Here is a 17,679-nt window from a genome sequence, read left to right as displayed (position 1 = left end):
TCCACTGTGTCCAAGCAGATTCTAAATTAATGTTTTTAGCTTTAATTTCTTCGCCTTATATAAGTTGGTCATAAAGTGGAGTGCTAGGCCAACATGGCAAATTTTCAATGTCGATTAATGGATTGTAGATATAATTTTTTAGAGTTGCTTGACGGCTAATTTCAATTGTAGCGATCGCCTTTTTATCCGCAGACAGCCCCAAGTTTTTTACTCGATGGAAAAACTCAAATTTTATGCCACGTTCTTGGAGTACTTTATATAGTGGTGCAAAAATTGTATCCCCCATTCCTGCTTGCATTTTCCAGAAAAATGCACCTTTATAAGAAAGTTTCATCCGCAGAAAGAAACGCAATCCCACTCCTGCTGCTAGGTTGGGACGCTCAACATTGCCATTTTCATAACTAAAAACAAGATCGTAAAGCCCTCGAATTAAAGGTGAATTAATGCTCAATTTTGCAGCACCATGTTTATTTAGCCACTCTTGAACATCATAGTCATCAATAATATCAAAACCGCTAAGAAGCAACCCATCAATAATTACACCACGAACTATCGTACAAGCCAAATCTACAATTATCCAAAGCCGACGAAATTTTTGGTGTGTTTCAATGATTTCCTTAACAGTTTCAAAAAGCCAAGTCTTGAATTTATCTAACAACCAAAGAACAGCTTGGTGTTCTATAGGTCGGTGCATACCAGGATCTTGAGGCAATTTATTAACTAACTTATGGGCAATATCAAGAAAAGAAACTTCATGTGCTAAACTCTGGGTTTCACACTCAATTTTCATCTCTTGCAGCAAAGATTTTAACCAGTCTGGAATTTCACTAACTTCGTCTGAATCTTCATCAGTAAACAACGTACCTAATGAATAAGATGAACTCTGAAATTGGTTAACCATAAACTCGATTAGCAGGCAAATATGACCCCAAATCGACGGTAATTCCTCTCCTTCTCCTGGTAGAGAATCATTTATTGGAAACTCAAAAGCCCAAGGAAGCCACTGTTGATTGATATATTCTGGGAATACTATAAAGTTGTGTGGTTTAAAAGCTTCCTGCCAAGTAGCAAGAGGTGTTTCATCGCTTTGCTTTAACTCTTGATAGCACTGACGCATAACCTGAAAGGTATTTTCATAGCATCCCATAAAAATATGTAGCCCATGTTCCTCAATGCGATTTTGGGCATCTAAATTGCGTCCGCTTGCACCTTTTCCACCGAGCCGCCATCCCATTTGATAGATAGTAATATCGTATTTTTCCTGCCAATCAGCTTGACTAGTTAACTCAAATGCTGTTGTTAGGGAAGCCATACCACCTCCCAAAATAGCGATTTTCTTTCTATTCAAAATTTCTGACATGATTTGTTCTGCACCCAAAAAACTATCCAACAATAAATTTTGTCTGGCTGTGGAAACATACAGCAGAATTCAGGATTCAGCAGTAAAATACACGAATTATCATGTACTTTACTTGCCTTGAAATCTGCTGTATTTCTAACCTTGTATTTGTTAGACAAAAGCAACTTCTACAGAGGTTTGTAATTCTTGGCTGTAGTGTAGTAGCGCATTGTTATCGCGCACCATTAATTTGGCATCTTCCATACATTTGGAGAAGCAACTACGGGAAATTTTGACGCTGTGATCTTGGGTAAACAATTTGTTGTGCTGTTGCGCTGCTGAGAGTAATGTTTGATAAGCAGGAAGTAGACACATCAAACTAGCCAAACGAAAACCTACAGCTTCATAAGGTATGTCTATTACATAGGAAACCGACTTATTTATCTCAGCCAATACATTTCCTAAAACCTTTTTTGTCCAGCTTTTGGGTGCCCCTCCCAATGTCAGAGGTAAACTATCAATTTCTTGCATCCAAACATCGGGTAAATAGCATATTCCATTGGCTAAGTCTTCAGGAAAATCTTTAACAATGTTGGTTCTTTGTAAAGCTTGACCGCAGGTTCCACTATGCGCCAGTAAATTTTTAGCAATATCTAGATTAAATCGGTAATGGTCTATAGCTAATTCCGTACCCATTTGACCAACAGTACCTGCTGCAAAGTAGCAATAGCGGCTGTAATCATCTTCTTGAGCTAGCAGACGCACTCCATTGCGGGTGACCATAGTAGCTTTGTATTGACCATCTAGGAATTCTTCTATACCTTCAACCATTGCTAAAACCCAGCGGCTAATAATTTGTCTAACCGCATCTGGGATGAGTGCAAAAATTTCCCACAGCATTAATCCACCTTCCAAAGTCATTAATTTTGTTTGGTCGGTGTTGAGTCCTCGCCAATCTTCATACGACCAGCTAGACAAAATGTTGGTTGCTAAAGTTGGTTCTTTTAAAAGTTGTTTAAACTCGATAAAACGATTTTTTTGCCAGTTATATGGTTGTCTACAATCTTCAATGTTGTCAGCTACGCGAAAAATGAGATAAGCAGTAGACATGAAAGTATCTAATGGCTCTTCAAAGCAAGGAGTTACCAAGGCGAAAGAGCGAGAAACTTTATTCATCAATTCTTCTATATACTTTTTCTGCTCATGCAAAAGATAAAACGTAAGCATTATTACTCTCCATTCACTTAATCAAAATCAAAAATTTGAAGCCAATCAATCTATTTCTAGAACGGAGAGTTTGCTTTCTCCACGCCGCATAATAAAGCAGTTTGTAAGTCTAACTTCTGTGTCCTCTCAAAAAACAATGGCAATAGGTTGCCAGAGTCTGATTATGTTACACAGTTTTAGAGAAAAAGCATTACAAAATTGAAGTTTGCTAAGGTATTTGTCGGTAATAAAATCAAGCTACATCAAGGGCTAATGCACCAAAATATCTCGGTTTAATAATATCTATATCAAACCGAAGAGTGCTTTTATTTATTGAGTGTTTTTAAGCGATCGCCACTGCTGCTACACTTAACAAGTAAGTAGATAATACAGCTACTATCAATTTTAAGTACCAACAGTAGCTATCATATAATAGGCTACAAATAAATCAAATCAGTATATTTTTGACAGATAATATACATTATTTAATGTAATAATACTGAGCCGCGCGATCGTGTTAAAGTAACTGTTCGCGAGCAGGAGGCAATTTTTTGGATGTTAACAGTAGTTGGCAAAAAAATTGCAAATGCCCTTATCCTAGAGCTTCTAGCCTATTTTATACCTTATGTTTATGTAAATAATTTACCTATTGCCGTCAGATCGCGGATTGGGTTTATATGAAAAACACACCCTACTGTTACAAAATTTACGGTGATTAGATCGTTTGTCTCTACACCGTAGTTTGCAGAGGAGGGAGAGGTTTGTCAAACTCACATTTGAATTACAAGTAATTACACTGACTTGATATCATAACCCTTTTTTGCGGGTTTGAAAACCAGATTTTGTATCACATCCAAATACCCACCTAACAAAACCTAAAGTAATTTAATGTGCCCGCATCAGTTTATTTTTTTGATATTTTGGTAGATATATAGTGAACCAATAGTATCTAAGTTAATTTCCTCATTTCCATTTTCATTAGTATTTTTAAACAGTACTGTAAATGCACCCGCACCTAACCTATCTTGAGGAAACATCCTATAACAAGGCATCGTAGTTAAATGAGACTGATATTTTGCTAAATGATTAATTTCCATCGGCTGAAAATGAGGAAAACGTTCTAAAAGCCAATCACAAACCTGCTCATTTTCTTCTGGTGAATAGGTGCAAGTCATATAAGCAAGATATCCTTGTGGTGCAACCAGTTTAGCAGAGTTAGCTATAATTCTTTTTTGTCTATTTGCACTTTTATTAATGACAGTTGGATGAAAACAACCAGGTGCTTTTTCGCCTTTAGCAAGTAGTGATTGTCCAGTACAAGGAGCATCAACTATTACCAAGTTACTAGAAGCTGGAATCATTTCGGCAAATATACTCGAATCTCTATTAACTACAGCATTAGGACTAATATCGCAACGCTTTAAATTAGAAATAAGCATTCCCAGACGTTTGCCAATCACTTCATTACTGATGAGTAAATTAGGTTGCAAAGCTTTACAAGCAAAGATACTTTTTCCGCCGGGTGCAGCACACATATCAAAAATTAAACCCACTGGCTGAGGAATTGTTAACAAAGTAGAAGCTGCAAACACAGAAGAAAAATCCAAACAATAAAAATATCCTTTTTCATGGAGTGAATGTTGACCGGGTTTTTCTCCCAACTGTAAACGGTCTATAAATTGCGGTTGCCAATTAATAGGATTTTCCACAGCAAAAGGTGAGATTTCTGGTTTTTCTTGACACCAAACAATGCTAGATGTAAATAGTTGAGGATTTATTAACGCCTGAATAAATTTCTCTCGTTCGTCTATATTTGTAAACAACCGCCGCGAGAGTTTAAGTAATAAATTAGAAGGTTTTTCCATGTATATCTATCAATAATTGCTGTCAAAATTCTAAATTCTTACTAATTTAGCTGTATCAGAATACAAGTAAAACTGTTACACAAGAACAGTGTAATTAAGGCTTTTGGCTTCATACTCAAAATATAATGACCGCCATTGGGAATGCAATGGCCAAGCTACCCCACTGCACCGGAGAAGGTCATGTTCTTAGATAATTTTGGGCAAAAATTACGCAAAGAAGCACAATTATGGAGGGATGAAGGAATAATTAGTTCTTCGCAGTACGAACAAATAGCAGAACGTTACCAATTTAAAAACCTGGAGGCTGCTGCACGCGATCGCTTTATTGCGATCGTGATTGCTATAGGCAGCATCCTTTTATGCTTAGGCATAATTACTTTTGTAGCAGCAAACTGGCAGTCAGGCTCGCGAGAAGTCAAGTTTATTCTGCTGATGAGTTTGTTTTTTGCCACGGCTATAACTGGTTTTTACACTTGGAGACAAGCTCAAGGAAAGAAGCCACAACAAAGCAAACGCTTACTGGGAGAGGGTTTGCTAATTTTAAGTGCTTTCATTTTAGGTGCAAATCTACTGCTAATGGCCCAGATGTTCAATATTAGCGGTTCAATTTCCCAATTGTTTCTCGCTTGGGGGTTTGGTGTTGCAGTCATAGCCTATAGTCTGTTCTTAAATTCCTTAGGAATTCTGTCAATTATCCTTGTGGAAATTGGCTATTGGACGGGACTAGAAGATTTGTGGTACTCTTCAAGTGAAGCAACTTGGGCGCGACTAGTGGTACAGCATATGCCTCTGTTGGCGTGGCTGGTATTTGTACCCTTGGCTTACTTCTGTCGATCGCGCTGGATTTTCGTCCTAGCAGCCTTTGTCTTTGCTAGTTCCTTGCAAGCCAACCTCAATCCTCTTCCACTGCTAAATTATGCTGATATAGCCCCTTGGGTGGCTTCTTTTGCTTTTGCACTCCCACCTGCATTATTCTGGAGTTATGATGACCTGCTGTTTCCAACGATAAATTACAGATTGTTTCAATCCCTGGCTCGTAATTTAGCGTTGGTGAGCTTTGGCGCAGTCTTCTACGTCCTGTCTTTTCGTTGGGTCTGGGATTCTCCAGATTATAGCTCTAATCAGCCAACGACTTTGACAAATTTGTTTGAGTCTCTGCCAATAATTGATTTAGGGATTCTCAGCGGCTTAGCGGTGTTGCAATGGTTGTTTCTGCTGCGTCAAAGGAATAATCCCCCCCGCCGCGAAGTAATTTTTACCACTGCTGTGATTACTACTTTTCTTGTGTTTATTGCCTTAGCGCCTTTTTGGCATCAAACTATCAGCCGAATTGATGAACTTGGGATTTTTATTTTCAATGTACTTCTAGCAACATTAGCCTGGGGACTAATTCAAGAAGGATTGAAATTAAATAACAGAAGTTCCTTTTGGGGCGGTATGCTGTTATTCACGCTCCAAGTTATCAGTCGGGTACAAGAGTATGATACCGACTTACTATTTAAGTCTCTGGTCTTTGTTTTGTGCGGTTCAGCTTTAATTAGTGCTGGACTTTGGTTTGAACGTCGCCAAATCGGTACATCTAAGTCTACAAGTCAGAAGTAGTGGAAGAAAGAATTCAGAATTCACCAATTCAGAATTCACCAAGTCAGTAAAAGTTTGGGATTTTAGATTTGAGATTTTTTCTTCAATCCAAAATCGTTCGACTGAGCGAAGTCGAAGTCGAAAATTGTAAATCTAAAATTGTTAAAGTTTCTCTGCGTCAGTCCTAATCTCGTTAATTTTGTCCTCTTCAATACCCCTGCTTTTTAGGACTACGCTCATGACCAGTAATTCTTCTGAATCTAAAAATAAATCCTTGTCTCCCGAAGCTGAATTTTCCAACACAGTGACTTTTCGGGATTACTTGATTGCTACTGAACAAAAATCGAATAAGCCTTTACCCGTTTGGCGGTTAATAGCACCATTGGCGGTGCAAACCGCGTTAATTATGGCAGTACCAGCCCAAGCACTTTATACAGACATGACGGGCAAGACGGTGATTTTGCAAACCGTACCTGTAAACCCTAATGATGTCCTTCAAGGAAACGCTCTAGAGTTAGACTATAACATCTCCCGGACTGCTAATTTGAGCAGACTGCCTGGTTGGCAGACCATAGTTAGCAAAGGCCGTGGAAGTGGCAGAAGATTGCCTGAAGGAACCAACATCTACGTAACTTTACAAGAGCAAGTATCTTCTGGTCGTGGTGTCCCCACAGCTTGGAGACCGTTACGAGTCAGCAGCTCGCGCCCCACTTCCCTAAGAGCTAATCAAGTAGCTCTAAGAGGTGTCTATCAGGATGGTTCCGTCAACTACGGTTTAGAAACATATTACATCCCGGAAAACCAACGGCAGCAGATTAGAAACGACTTGCAAGCCCAGCGCGCTCGGAGAGGACAAGTACCACCCATCGTTGTGAAGGCGAAAGTCGATCCTCAGGGAAACGCACTACCAATTAGTATGTGGGTACGCGATCGCAACTATCGCTTTTAATTTCTTACGCGAATAAACTTGGATGTCTAATCGCAAGATTTATCACCGAAGTCCTGAGCTAAGGAAACCTTGGCTCAGACTTCTGTTTTTGTCAATCGAGTAATGGTAAATTGTGAATTAATTACCGTAAGTTTTATATAACTTAATCTTCATGGCGTAACTGCCATGCTGCACCAAAAGCTGCTCCAGCCCCAGCTAACAATCCTGTACTCATTCCTTGGATAGTTTTTTCGATTGGATCTTGCGTTAGGCAATCATTTGTAACCTTGCTATCTTGCAAACACAGATTGCTTTCTGCCCAACTGGCAGTACCTCCTAAAATTACGCCAGTTATACTACAAGAAACAACTAGCAGCAAAAGGCGTCGGGTTTTTCTACTTTTTCTATCCATAGATGGATGCGTTAAAGATGAGATTTGCTAACAGATCTTCAACTACTTTACACATCTTGGCTGTTAATGTCATTAGTCAATTAGTCATGAGTCATAGATCGTTACTGAAAACTAATCTCCCATGCTCAATGCCCTGTTTGGCCCATGCCCAATTAATGATTCTTTTGGTGACGTACTTCGACTACAGTATGAACATTGCCACGAGGGCTAAAATCTGCCTTTACAGTGACTTCTAAGGGGTCACAAGCTGCGACAAAATCATCCAAAATTTGGTTAGCAGATTCTTCGTGAGAAATATAGCGATCGCGGTAACTATTAATATAAAGTTTGAGTGCCTTCAACTCTACTACTCGTTCATCAGGCACATAGGTAATATAAATAGTCGCAAAATCAGGATAGCCCGAAAATGGGCATTTACAAGTAAATTCCGGCAAACTAATGCTAATGTCATATCGCCTTCCCAGGCGCGGATTAGGAAATGTAATTAGTTCGCCTTCTGCTATATTACGCTCGCCATACTTCATTTCTTGGCTTGGCCCAGATACACTTTCAGGTAAATTGTTAGTTGTCATTGGTCATTAGTCATTAGTAATTTGGCAAACAGGGCATTAGGTATGGGGCATGGGGCAAACAGAGCAAGCAGGAAGTGTGTGAGGGGTGGGAGGTGTGGGAGGATAGGGAAGAAATTTTTTTCCCACACTTCCTCATCTCCCCATCTCCCCATCTCCCCATCTCCCCATCTCCTCAACACTCCTCCTTCTCCCAGTCCGGACAACTTTCATCTTCATAACCGTTGGGATGCATAGCACAAACTAACAAGTTACCACCATAAACTTGGCCGTGGTAGTGAATACAACCGATGCAAGCTGGATTTTTTTCGGCTGTGGGTTCCACTGAATAGGGAAAACCCGGATCTATATCTGCCACAACATCTTCCAAGTCCCAGTAAGCTTCCATCATCGGTTCAGCTATATCTTGTAAATAGCGATCGACTTCAGTGATAACGTTACTGTGTACTTGCTCGGTAATTTCTTCCGTTAACTCAAAAAAGGCGTCTACCATTTCACCCATTCCCAGGAAGAAACGCTCTACTTCATCTGCTACTGTTTCTACGATTTCTATTAAATCTTTTTGCCACTGTTCCATAAACTTGACGCCTTTACAGGCTATAAACAGGACGTTTTGTAGTGTCTAATTTTATGTACTAAAGTACACATTAGGCAATGTATCATATCAATTTTATATATATACCGCTATGTCAAACTGCCAGTTATTACTGAATTTACAAGTAAAACAATGCTTTTTACTAATCCCGTTGCAATCGTTTTAACTCATCTTGCAGTTCTAGGACTTGTTGGCGTAATTCATCTACGTTGTTGTCAGTTGATGCCTCTTTCACCGTTAGCTCTTCATCTTCCTCTAAAATTTCGATGCGGCGAGGTTCTGAAGGAGGTGTTTTTTCAGCATTTTCACCAGATGCTTGCGGTTGTTGGGCTTGCTTCATCATATCTTCGACAAAGCGGCGGGCTTCTTCTGTGGACATTTCGCCCTTGGCCACCATTTCGTCTGCCAGTTTTTGGACTTGCGATCGCAGTTCGGCTAATTTTCCCCCTGCTTTTTCGCCAGCGTAAGAAGCTAGTCCTACACCAAGGTAAAAAGCTTTTTGAACAATATCTCCAAAACCAGGCATTTCTCCCGAACGCTCCTAAAAATAGGGCGACCCGGAGACTACGCCTACCACAAGCCTCCCGTGTTGCTGCTACCTTCCGGTTCTGACAAGATTTGGGTGTTGCAGTCGCATAGATCCAGGTCTTATAAAAGCATAACATTAAAATTCAGTAAATGTGTCTTATTCCATAACAATCCGCCATTCATATAGTTGGTAGTTGACACAACCGTGTTGTACCAAGGGATCGCTAGCTACAATCGCTTCTGCCTCAGCCCTTGAGGCTGCCTCAAATAGCAACATCCCGCCTTCGGCTTCTGCCCAATAGCCTGTTTGCGCTTTGTGTCCTTTTGCAATCAACTCTTGAACGTAGGCTTTATGGGCCGGTACATATTGGTCAAAGGTAGATTTATCGACTTTACCTTGTTCGATCTTTACAAATATTGGCATCTACTTACTCGCTCCTATTACAAAAGGCTTTTTACCCAAGTTATTACTATTAGGACTTACGCAAAAGCTCTCTGAAACTCTTATAACTTCGTGCCCTACCCTGCGGCAAGCCGCTCCGCGTCTATGCGCCCTTTGCGGTTCATTTTTTCATAATTTTGCGTAAGTCCTAACTATTTTGAATAGCAACCAAAAATCTAGGCATCCGATAAATCAAGACGGACAGTAGTGCGTAGAGAGCTACGCTTCTTGTCGCCAGACATCGCTGATTTATTACAGCTATTAACTTGATATTTGTAGTATTTAATAAGCATAGTGAAACATTTCATAATTAACTGTCTTAAATGTCTTAATTATTTTCTTAACTGTCTTAACTGTCTTTGTATTCTTGTGACAACAATGGGAGGATACTGACGTTGCTAACGAAAAAAACTTATGTCTGACATCAAAAAGCTTGGTCAATCGTGGATATTTAATTGGTTCTTTGGTTTTGACCAGACTCCTACAAATGAAGATAGTTGCATCTATATCAAATCAGTTTTATGTTGTGCTAAAGGAGATGGAATTCTCTCCCAAGAAGAAAAAGATTGGGCTATTGGATTTTGTGCATCTTGGGGAGTAGAAGACTGGGTAATTGAAGAACTAAAAGCATATGAAGCAAATGAGCCTTTAGAAGAAGTCATTGCTCTCTCTCCTCAAGTATCAATAGCACAGAGGGATATACTTCTGAGTGCAATTTGGGCTTCTGCTGCTGATAAGGAATATCACGAACAGGAAAAAGCAAAAATTCGGCAAATGGCTTCTATTATAGGGGTTTCAGAAGAGATAGTAGAGCAGTTAGAGCAGCTACAAAAAGAAGAATCAGCACTACGTCAGAAGCGCCTTAAGCTCTTATATCCTGAGAAAAGCCCCTATTAAAATAAAATCTACTATATCTTAAGTAGCTACGCTCAAAATCAACAGCGAACAACACAATTCACTTATTTGATGATTAGCTTTTATAAGAGCGATCGCAATCCTTTAAAGTGCTAATCTTCAAATGCTTCCCCCAGCAATCCAGGCTGGGTAAAACTTTGGCCAATCAACTGAACCCTGACTAGGGAACGCTGGGGAAAATATGAAAAACTTTTTATATGCGTGTGGCTATTGCAATTTATCAAAAGCCTAAAAATGGAATCAGAAACAAGAAATTTAAAATCAATAGAAAGTAAGTTTAGATTTCAGATTTATCAAGAACTTCAAAATAGCCTATTGCAAGGATGGCAATCTTTTGACGAAAGTGAAAATTTTAAAATACTAAATGATTTTTATGATTTTTTATTAAAAGCTGGATTTGACGAAAGTAAATATAGAAAAATTTTTCCTAATCCAGCATATGATAATGCTGCAAAAATAATTGGTAAAGCTTTTCTAGAAACTGCCAGAAATCTTGAGATTCAATTTGACGAGATTTTTCCTGGCAATTTTTCTACATCTCAAGAAGTTGAAAATGTAGATTACGAAATTCGTCTGTTTAAGCTAAAAGCTTTTTCTCGCAATCAACCCTTATGTCTTTTCTTACTTAAATTTCCTCATTTTCACGAAAAATTTGGCTTTCCATCACCACCAGAGTTAGAAATTATAGAATTATATTAACTACTGTAGTTGATTAAATTCAATGAGCCGTTTTTTCATTGCCCTTCTACCACCACAAGAGATTCAGGACTACGCTAATCAGATTAGGCAGTATTTTGCTGATAATTTTGCCAGTCGTGGGGCACAAAATTCTCCGCCTCATATTACCCTGCAACCGCCCTTTGAATGGGCAGATACTAATGTTTTATTGCTAGAAACATCTTTGAGGGAATTTGCTAGCGAACAAAAGTCAATACCCATCACACTCAGCGGTTTTGCTGCCTTTCCACCCCGCGTTATATATATAGATGTGGTGAGAAGCCAAGAACTTTTGACTTTGCAAGTTGATTTAATGGCTTATGTGGAAAGTAAGTTGGGAATTGTTGACAAAGTTTCTAAAACCCGACCTTTTGCGCCCCACATGACAGTTGCGTTTCGAGATTTGACTAAGCAAAATTTTAAAGCTGCTTGGCCAGAATTTGAAAAACGTCAGTTACATTTTGAATTTTCTCCTAACAAATTGACTCTATTACTTCACGACGGGAAGCGATGGAATATTAAATCGGAGTTTAATTTTTGCTAATTCTTTTTTGTTGAAGTAATTATAAAAAGGAGTCAGAATAATTTTTCCATAAAGGAATACTCAGCCTTAGAGAATTTATGCTGAATTCTGATTCCTGAGTTCTGAATTCTTATTTATATTTATTATTTTTCAAACTGCTGTTCTTGCTGCGGTTGCTGTTGGCGTTCAGTTGGTTGAAGTTTTTCAAATAAAGCTGGTGGTGTAGCTTGGCGAAATGCACCACAATAGTGCATGGTCATAACTGCTTTGAAAGCCCAATGGTCTGAGGGAACATCTGTAAAGGGATTTGGTAAATTTTGGGCTTGATTTTGAATACAAGCATTCACAACTTCATTTGATGTTGCTGGAGTTTCATTTGCAGGTTCTTGAGATTTAACGGGAGTTACAAAGCTAGTAGTAGCTAAAACTACGAGTGTAGCGACAATTTTGCAGTTCATAATTTTTCTAGAAATCGCACCTTATCCTATCTTAGTTCCCAGGCTGCTACCCAGGAACTAAAAATAGAATAAGCGACTTCCCAACAAAAGAATATCCTACTGTCAACAGTCAACAGTCATCATTCACCAACTTCAAACTGTTGTGTTTATTTCTTTAAATTTCCTAATTTTGCCTTAATTAAGCGTTAGAAAACATTGCCAGCATTAGTAACACTACAACTAATGCAGTAATCCAAAGACCTAACGATCCCCAAACAACTGAATCTTGTTGTATTCTCTGCCATAAATTAGTGACTGAGTTATTCCGAAATGCCATTTGATAACCTCCGATTTTTATGATGGTTTTAGCAATAGAATTCCGAAGTCAGAATTCAGAATGTATTACTAGCTCACAACTCAACAAAACTTTACAAAAAGATATTTATTAATGCTTAACTTAATTCTCACATAGGTAACTGTTTACACTCCAGATAAACAGGATTTTGAGAGAATTCTTAACATTACCTTAACCATGTATAAAAAACTGTATTTTTAAAAAATTATGCACGGAAATATTGGCTATGTTTCTCTTTGACTAGTGTTTATCTGGAGTTAGAAATATATTAAAAATAGACATCTATTATCAGTGAGGTTAGTAAATAATGGTGCAAGAAATCAGGCAAAACGAACCTCAATATATCTGTATCATTCCAGTTGATAAAATTACAGGTAACCAAGACGAAGAAATCATAAGTTTTGGTGCATCTGCCGATGAGGCAAAAAATCAAGGCGAAGAATTATTAGCATCTACCTATGGTTGTAATCAATCCCAAGTTCGGGAATTGATGCAGCAAGCGCGGATTGAAACAATAGCTCAGTGGTGTGCCCCGAAGCACTAAAATTAGTTGTTACATTAACTCCGGTTAATTACTCGATAAGAATTCGGAATTCAGAATCCAGAAGTAAGACATGCTTACCTTGTAGTTTGATACTTAGATGGTGTACTTAAGCAACTGTAAAACAGTTGTATAAAAATTTTTCAAAGTAGTAGTGTAAATGCTAATGATAAATATTTAGCCGTACTTGAGTTTGAGGTCTTGGCAAGAGCAGGTTTTAGCAACCACAATGGTGCAAATATTTAGCTAATCGGTATTAAGGAGCAATCAATCTATGACCGACGCCAAGCAGACTTCCCCCCGTCGCCGTCGCTCTTGGGCAGAGCCATATAAAATCAAGGTGGTTGAGCCATTAAAAATGACTACTCGTGCTGAACGGGAACAAGCGATCGCCACTGCGGGTTACAATACTTTTCTGTTACGTTCCGAAGATGTCTACATTGATTTGCTCACCGATAGCGGCACCTCAGCTATGAGCGATTATCAGTGGGCAGGGATGATGCTGGGTGATGAAGCTTACGCTGGCAGCAAGAATTTCTATAATTTAGAAGAAAACATCCAGAAATATTACGGCTACCGCTATATAGTGCCCACCCACCAAGGACGTGGCGCTGAAAATATCCTTTCTCAAATATTGATTAAACCAGGCGATTACATACCTGGCAATATGTATTTCACCACAACCAGGCTGCATCAAGAGTTGGCTGGCGGTACATTTGTAGATGTAATTATTGACGAAGCCCACGATGCCCAATCATTGCATCCATTTAAGGGTAATATAGACCTGCAAAAGCTCACAGACCTCATTGAGCGAGTTGGGGCAGAACGCATTCCCTACATCAGCGTCGCTGGAACCGTGAACATGGCTGGCGGACAGCCGATATCAATGGCTAATTTGCGGGAGGTACATCAGTTAGCCCAAACCCACGGTATCCGGATTATTCTTGATGCTACCCGCGCTGTAGAAAATGCTTACTTTATCCAGCAACGAGACGAAGATTATAAAAATCAGGCGATCGCCACCATCTTACATGAATTTTGCTCCTATACCGATGGCTGCACCATGAGTGGCAAAAAGGATGCACTAGTGAACATCGGCGGTTGGCTGGCTCTCAATGACTATAATCTCTACGAAGAAGCGCGTAATTTAATAGTAATATATGAAGGGCTGCATACTTACGGTGGTATGGCTGGCCGCGATATGGAAGCTATGGCACGCGGTATCGAAGAGTCAGTGAAAGACGATCATATTCGTGCCCGTATCGGTCAAGTTGAATACTTGGGACAAAAGTTGTTAGATTGGGGTATTCCAATTGTTGTGCCCATTGGTGGACATGCGATTTATTTAGATGCCAAACGCTTTTTAGAGCAAATTCCCCAAGAGCAATTTCCGGCACAACGCCTAGCAGCCGAACTGTATGTAGAAGCAGGTATTCGGGCGATGGAACGGGGTATCGTTTCCGCTGGACGCAGTAAAGAAACAGGGGATAATTATTATCCAGACTTAGAACTGGTGCGCTTGACTATTCCCCGGCGAGTGTATACCCAAGCTCACATGGATTTGACTGCGGAAGCAGTTGAAGAAGTTTATTATAATCGCGATCGCCTACGCGGACTGAAGATGATTTACGAACCAAAATATCTGCGGTTTTTTCAGGCAAGGTTCGAGTTGCTGTAGATTTGGCAATGTGTTGAACTTTTACTACTCAATCGCTAGTAACCTGATTTGTGCTTAACTAAACCTAATGCTGCTGCTATGAGGAGGGGTGCAATGTCCAGTTGGGGCACTGTGTTGAGTATTGCAATAGGTGGTGTTAGCACTTTGTGTGGGAATAGTGCAATCGCTCAAATTACTTCGGATGGTACTCTACCCATTAACTCTAGTATCGAAAAAGACGGTAACATCTTCAACATTACTAGAGGAACTCAAGCTGGCGGAAACTTGTTTCACAGCTTTGGTGAGTTTTCTGTCCCTACTGACAACATTGCTTTCTTTAATAATGCTGGGGATATTCAAAACATTATTAGTCGAGTGACGGGAAATTCAATATCTAACATTGATGGTCTAATTGCCGCTAACGGTACAGCTAACCTGTTTTTAGTTAATCCAAATGGAATTATATTTGGTCAAAATGCTCAATTAGATATTGGTGGCTCGTTTTTTGCCAGTACTGCCAGCGCAATCAAGTTTGCTAATGGAAGCGAGTTTAGTGCTTTGACTCCTCAAACTACGTCAATACTAGCTATTAGTGTTCCCATTGGTTTGCAATTTGGGCACAATCCAGGAAGCATTCAAAATCAATCTCAGGCTACTGATAGTAACGGCATAGCTTATGGTTTACAGGTCAAGCCTGGTAAAACATTAGCGTTAGTAGGTGGCAATATCACCCTAGAGAGTGGCTATTTGACAGCAGAAGGGGGACGAATTGAATTGGGAAGTGTCGCTGACGGCTTGGTTAGCCTCGATTTCATAGACAAAATTTGGGTACTAGGATATCAGGGAGTACAGAACTTCAACGACATACAACTGTCTCAGGATGCTTTTGTTGATGCTAGTGGGGAGAGTGGTGGTGATATTGAGCTGCGGGGTAGGCGTGTGATAGTCGCTGATGCTTCGCGGATTATAACTTCTACCCTTGGTTCAGGATCGGGTGGAGCTTTGAACGTGTCTGCCTCAGATTCTGTGGAAGTACTTGGTACATCAACCGATGGGCGGTTTTCTAGTTTGTTGAGTACTTATACTGAAGGTTCTGGAAGTGGGAGTGACTTAACAATTACTACGAAACGCTTAATTGTTCGCGATGGAGCTTTGATAGAATCTGGTACTTTCAGTGAAGGACAAGGTGGTAAGTTGACTGTTAATGCCTCAGATTCTGTGGAAGTAATTGGTATCTCAGCAAAGAGACAATTTTCTGCTGTACTGGGTACTTTTAGTCGAGGTTCTGGGAGTGCTGGCGACTTAATAATTGCTACGAAAAACTTAATACTCCAAGACGGATCTGAGCTAGGATCTCTTACCTTGGCAGAGGGACAAGGAGGAAAGGTAACTATTAATGCCTCAAATTCTGTAGAAGTAAATCATACTTCGGGTATTGGGCTGTTTCCTACTATCTTATTTACTCAGAGTGCTGGTTCTGGGGATGCTGGCGACTTAACAATTACTACGAAACGTTTAAATATTCGTGATGGAGGTCGCATAGGAGCTGTAACTTTTGATGAAGGGAAAGGGGGAAACTTGACTATTAATGCCTCGGATTCTGTTGAAGTAAGTGGTACTTCAGTCATCAATGGGCTAAAGCGTACTGCTTCTATAAGTAATCAAACTCAAGGTGCTGAGGCTGCCGGTGATTTGACGATTAGTACGCCACAGATGATAGTTGAAGATGGAGCCGAGGTAGGGACTATAACTGCTAATTATGCTGCTAAAGCTAGTGGTAACTTGACAATTACTACAGAGCAGTTAACTGTCCGGGATGGAGGAAGGATATTAACTAGTAGTCTTGATACAGGCAAGTCAGGTGATTTAAACATATTTGCTTCAGATTCTGTTGAATTGAAAGGTACAGGGTTCAATAGAGATGAAAACAGTATTACCTCCAGTGGATTATTTACTCGGTCATTTGAAACTGGAGATGCTGGAAATTTGACGATTGAAACGCGGAAATTAGTTATCGAGGATGGGGCACGAATATCTAGTTCCACTTTTTTAGGAAAGGGAGGAAATTTGATTGTGAATGCCTCAGAATCAGTAAAAGTTACTGGCTTTTCAGACGATGGGCAAATTAATAGCGGTATATTTGCTCAAACAGTTGGCTCTGGAGATGCTGGAAATCTCAGAATTGAAACCGGACAGTTGATTGTTCAAAATGGAGCTGAAGTTACAGTAAATGCCACTGACTTATTTGGAGAAGTATTAGGATCTGCGGGAGATATAGAAGTAGTCGCTCGCTCTATCGAATTAGAAAAAGGAGCGCTTAGAGCCGCAAGTTCATTAGGGAATGGGGGTAATATTATTCTGCAAGTGCAGGACTTATTGTTGCTACGTCAAGGCAGTAAAATTTCTACCAATGCAGGTACAGCGCAGCAAGGTGGTGATGGCGGCAATATTAATATCAACGCTAAATTCATCGTTGCTATCCCCCAAGAAGACAGCGACATTACCGCTAATGCATTTTTAGGCACAGGTGGAAATGTCCAAATTAGTACTCAAGGTATTTTCGGCATTGAGGCACGCCCTAAGCCAACTGCTGAAAGTGATATTACTGCCAGTTCAGAACTAGGCCTGCAAGGTGTGACAAATATCAATTCACCTGATAATGATTCCATTCAAAACAGCCTGACACAACTACCTGAGAACCTCATAGACACCAACGCACTCATCGCTAATAGCTGCATCGCCCGAAATCCACGCCAAAAAGGGACATTTACGATCGCAGGTTCTGGCGGTTTGCCCAACCGTCCTGGTAATGCTTCGGCTTCAACTTATCCCACAGATGATGTACAAGATGCGATGAGCGATCGTGCAATACGTCAGTGGAAAAAAGGTGACCCAATTGTCGAAGCTCAGGGGGTATATCGACTGACAAATGGAAACTTGGTTATGAGTCGAGAGTGTCGTTAAACAACTTGAGTCGAGAAATTAGTGTGTAAAGTTGATAAAGCAGATAAGCACAAATATGATGTTATATATGCAAAATTTAAATCTATAAAAATTACAATAGTAAAT

17 protein-coding genes and 1 other RNA gene are annotated in these 17,679 nt (G+C 39.8%); 8 read left to right on the top strand and 10 right to left on the bottom strand.

Annotated elements, in window-relative coordinates:
- Positions 1–55 precede the first annotated feature (55 nt).
- From NSTC745_RS22150 to NSTC745_RS22140, 3 genes are all read right to left on the bottom strand, one after another.
- Complete coding sequence (locus NSTC745_RS22150) at positions 56–1,360, bottom strand: NAD(P)-binding protein (RefSeq protein ID WP_445632869.1); 1,305 nt, start codon at positions 1,358–1,360, stop codon at positions 56–58.
- Between the two features lie 150 nt (positions 1,361–1,510).
- Entirely contained in the window at positions 1,511–2,566 is a 1,056-nt protein-coding gene (locus NSTC745_RS22145) for a phytoene/squalene synthase family protein (protein ID WP_445632868.1), read from the bottom strand.
- An 878-nt stretch (positions 2,567–3,444) separates the two neighbouring features.
- A complete protein-coding gene (locus NSTC745_RS22140; protein ID WP_445632867.1) occupies positions 3,445–4,410 on the bottom strand; it encodes an RsmB/NOP family class I SAM-dependent RNA methyltransferase in 966 nt (321 codons plus the stop codon).
- A 180-nt stretch (positions 4,411–4,590) separates the two neighbouring features.
- Between NSTC745_RS22140 and NSTC745_RS22135 the strand changes: the two genes are divergently transcribed.
- Complete coding sequence (locus tag NSTC745_RS22135) at positions 4,591–6,012, top strand: DUF2157 domain-containing protein (RefSeq protein ID WP_445632866.1); 1,422 nt, start codon at positions 4,591–4,593, stop codon at positions 6,010–6,012.
- A gap of 217 nt (positions 6,013–6,229) precedes the next feature.
- On the top strand, positions 6,230–6,940 hold the full coding sequence (locus tag NSTC745_RS22130) for a GDYXXLXY domain-containing protein (protein WP_096540113.1): 711 nt from the start codon (positions 6,230–6,232) through the stop codon (positions 6,938–6,940).
- A gap of 142 nt (positions 6,941–7,082) precedes the next feature.
- Here the strand turns inward: NSTC745_RS22130 and NSTC745_RS22125 are convergent, their stop codons facing one another.
- From NSTC745_RS22125 to NSTC745_RS22100, 6 genes are all read right to left on the bottom strand, one after another.
- On the bottom strand, positions 7,083–7,331 hold the full coding sequence (locus NSTC745_RS22125; protein ID WP_445632865.1) for a hypothetical protein: 249 nt from the start codon (positions 7,329–7,331) through the stop codon (positions 7,083–7,085).
- A 152-nt stretch (positions 7,332–7,483) separates the two neighbouring features.
- Positions 7,484–7,903 (bottom strand): preQ(1) synthase, encoded by a 420-nt coding sequence (gene queF, locus NSTC745_RS22120; RefSeq protein ID WP_445632864.1) that lies wholly within the window; start codon positions 7,901–7,903, stop codon positions 7,484–7,486.
- 172 nt (positions 7,904–8,075) lie between these two features.
- Positions 8,076–8,477: a hypothetical protein gene (locus NSTC745_RS22115; protein WP_445632863.1), complete on the bottom strand. Its 402-nt coding sequence runs from the start codon at positions 8,475–8,477 to the stop codon at positions 8,076–8,078.
- 160 nt (positions 8,478–8,637) lie between these two features.
- Entirely contained in the window at positions 8,638–9,021 is a 384-nt protein-coding gene (locus tag NSTC745_RS22110) for a phasin family protein (protein WP_445632862.1), read from the bottom strand.
- 25 nt (positions 9,022–9,046) lie between these two features.
- Positions 9,047–9,143, bottom strand: an RNA gene (gene ffs / locus NSTC745_RS22105) — signal recognition particle sRNA small type.
- Positions 9,144–9,180: 37 nt separating this feature from the next.
- A complete protein-coding gene (locus NSTC745_RS22100) occupies positions 9,181–9,447 on the bottom strand; it encodes a YciI family protein (RefSeq protein WP_445632861.1) in 267 nt (88 codons plus the stop codon).
- Positions 9,448–9,879: 432 nt separating this feature from the next.
- Between NSTC745_RS22100 and NSTC745_RS22095 the strand changes: the two genes are divergently transcribed.
- From NSTC745_RS22095 to NSTC745_RS22085, 3 genes are all read left to right on the top strand, one after another.
- On the top strand, positions 9,880–10,362 hold the full coding sequence (locus NSTC745_RS22095) for a TerB family tellurite resistance protein (RefSeq protein ID WP_445632860.1): 483 nt from the start codon (positions 9,880–9,882) through the stop codon (positions 10,360–10,362).
- Positions 10,363–10,614: 252 nt separating this feature from the next.
- A complete protein-coding gene (locus NSTC745_RS22090) occupies positions 10,615–11,079 on the top strand; it encodes a hypothetical protein (protein ID WP_445632859.1) in 465 nt (154 codons plus the stop codon).
- Positions 11,080–11,101: 22 nt separating this feature from the next.
- The gene (locus tag NSTC745_RS22085) at positions 11,102–11,641 is read left to right on the top strand and encodes a 2'-5' RNA ligase family protein (protein WP_445632858.1); all 540 of its coding nucleotides are present in this window, start codon (positions 11,102–11,104) and stop codon (positions 11,639–11,641) included.
- A gap of 122 nt (positions 11,642–11,763) precedes the next feature.
- Here NSTC745_RS22085 and NSTC745_RS22080 read toward each other — a convergent pair whose 3' ends face one another.
- Complete coding sequence (locus NSTC745_RS22080; protein ID WP_445632857.1) at positions 11,764–12,078, bottom strand: S-layer protein; 315 nt, start codon at positions 12,076–12,078, stop codon at positions 11,764–11,766.
- Positions 12,079–12,719: 641 nt separating this feature from the next.
- Here NSTC745_RS22080 and NSTC745_RS22075 point away from each other — a divergent pair.
- From NSTC745_RS22075 to NSTC745_RS22065, 3 genes are all read left to right on the top strand, one after another.
- Positions 12,720–12,956: a hypothetical protein gene (locus tag NSTC745_RS22075; protein ID WP_445632856.1), complete on the top strand. Its 237-nt coding sequence runs from the start codon at positions 12,720–12,722 to the stop codon at positions 12,954–12,956.
- Between the two features lie 271 nt (positions 12,957–13,227).
- Positions 13,228–14,631 carry a tyrosine phenol-lyase gene (locus NSTC745_RS22070; protein ID WP_445632855.1) on the top strand — a complete coding sequence of 468 codons (1,404 nt, stop codon included), beginning with the start codon at positions 13,228–13,230 and terminating at the stop codon, positions 14,629–14,631.
- Between the two features lie 93 nt (positions 14,632–14,724).
- Positions 14,725–17,574 (top strand): two-partner secretion domain-containing protein, encoded by a 2,850-nt coding sequence (locus tag NSTC745_RS22065; RefSeq protein ID WP_445632854.1) that lies wholly within the window; start codon positions 14,725–14,727, stop codon positions 17,572–17,574.
- The last annotated feature ends 105 nt before the right edge of the window (positions 17,575–17,679 follow it).

Source organism: Nostoc sp. DSM 114161, assembly GCF_052692665.1.
This window is presented reverse-complemented; position numbering and strand designations above follow the sequence as displayed.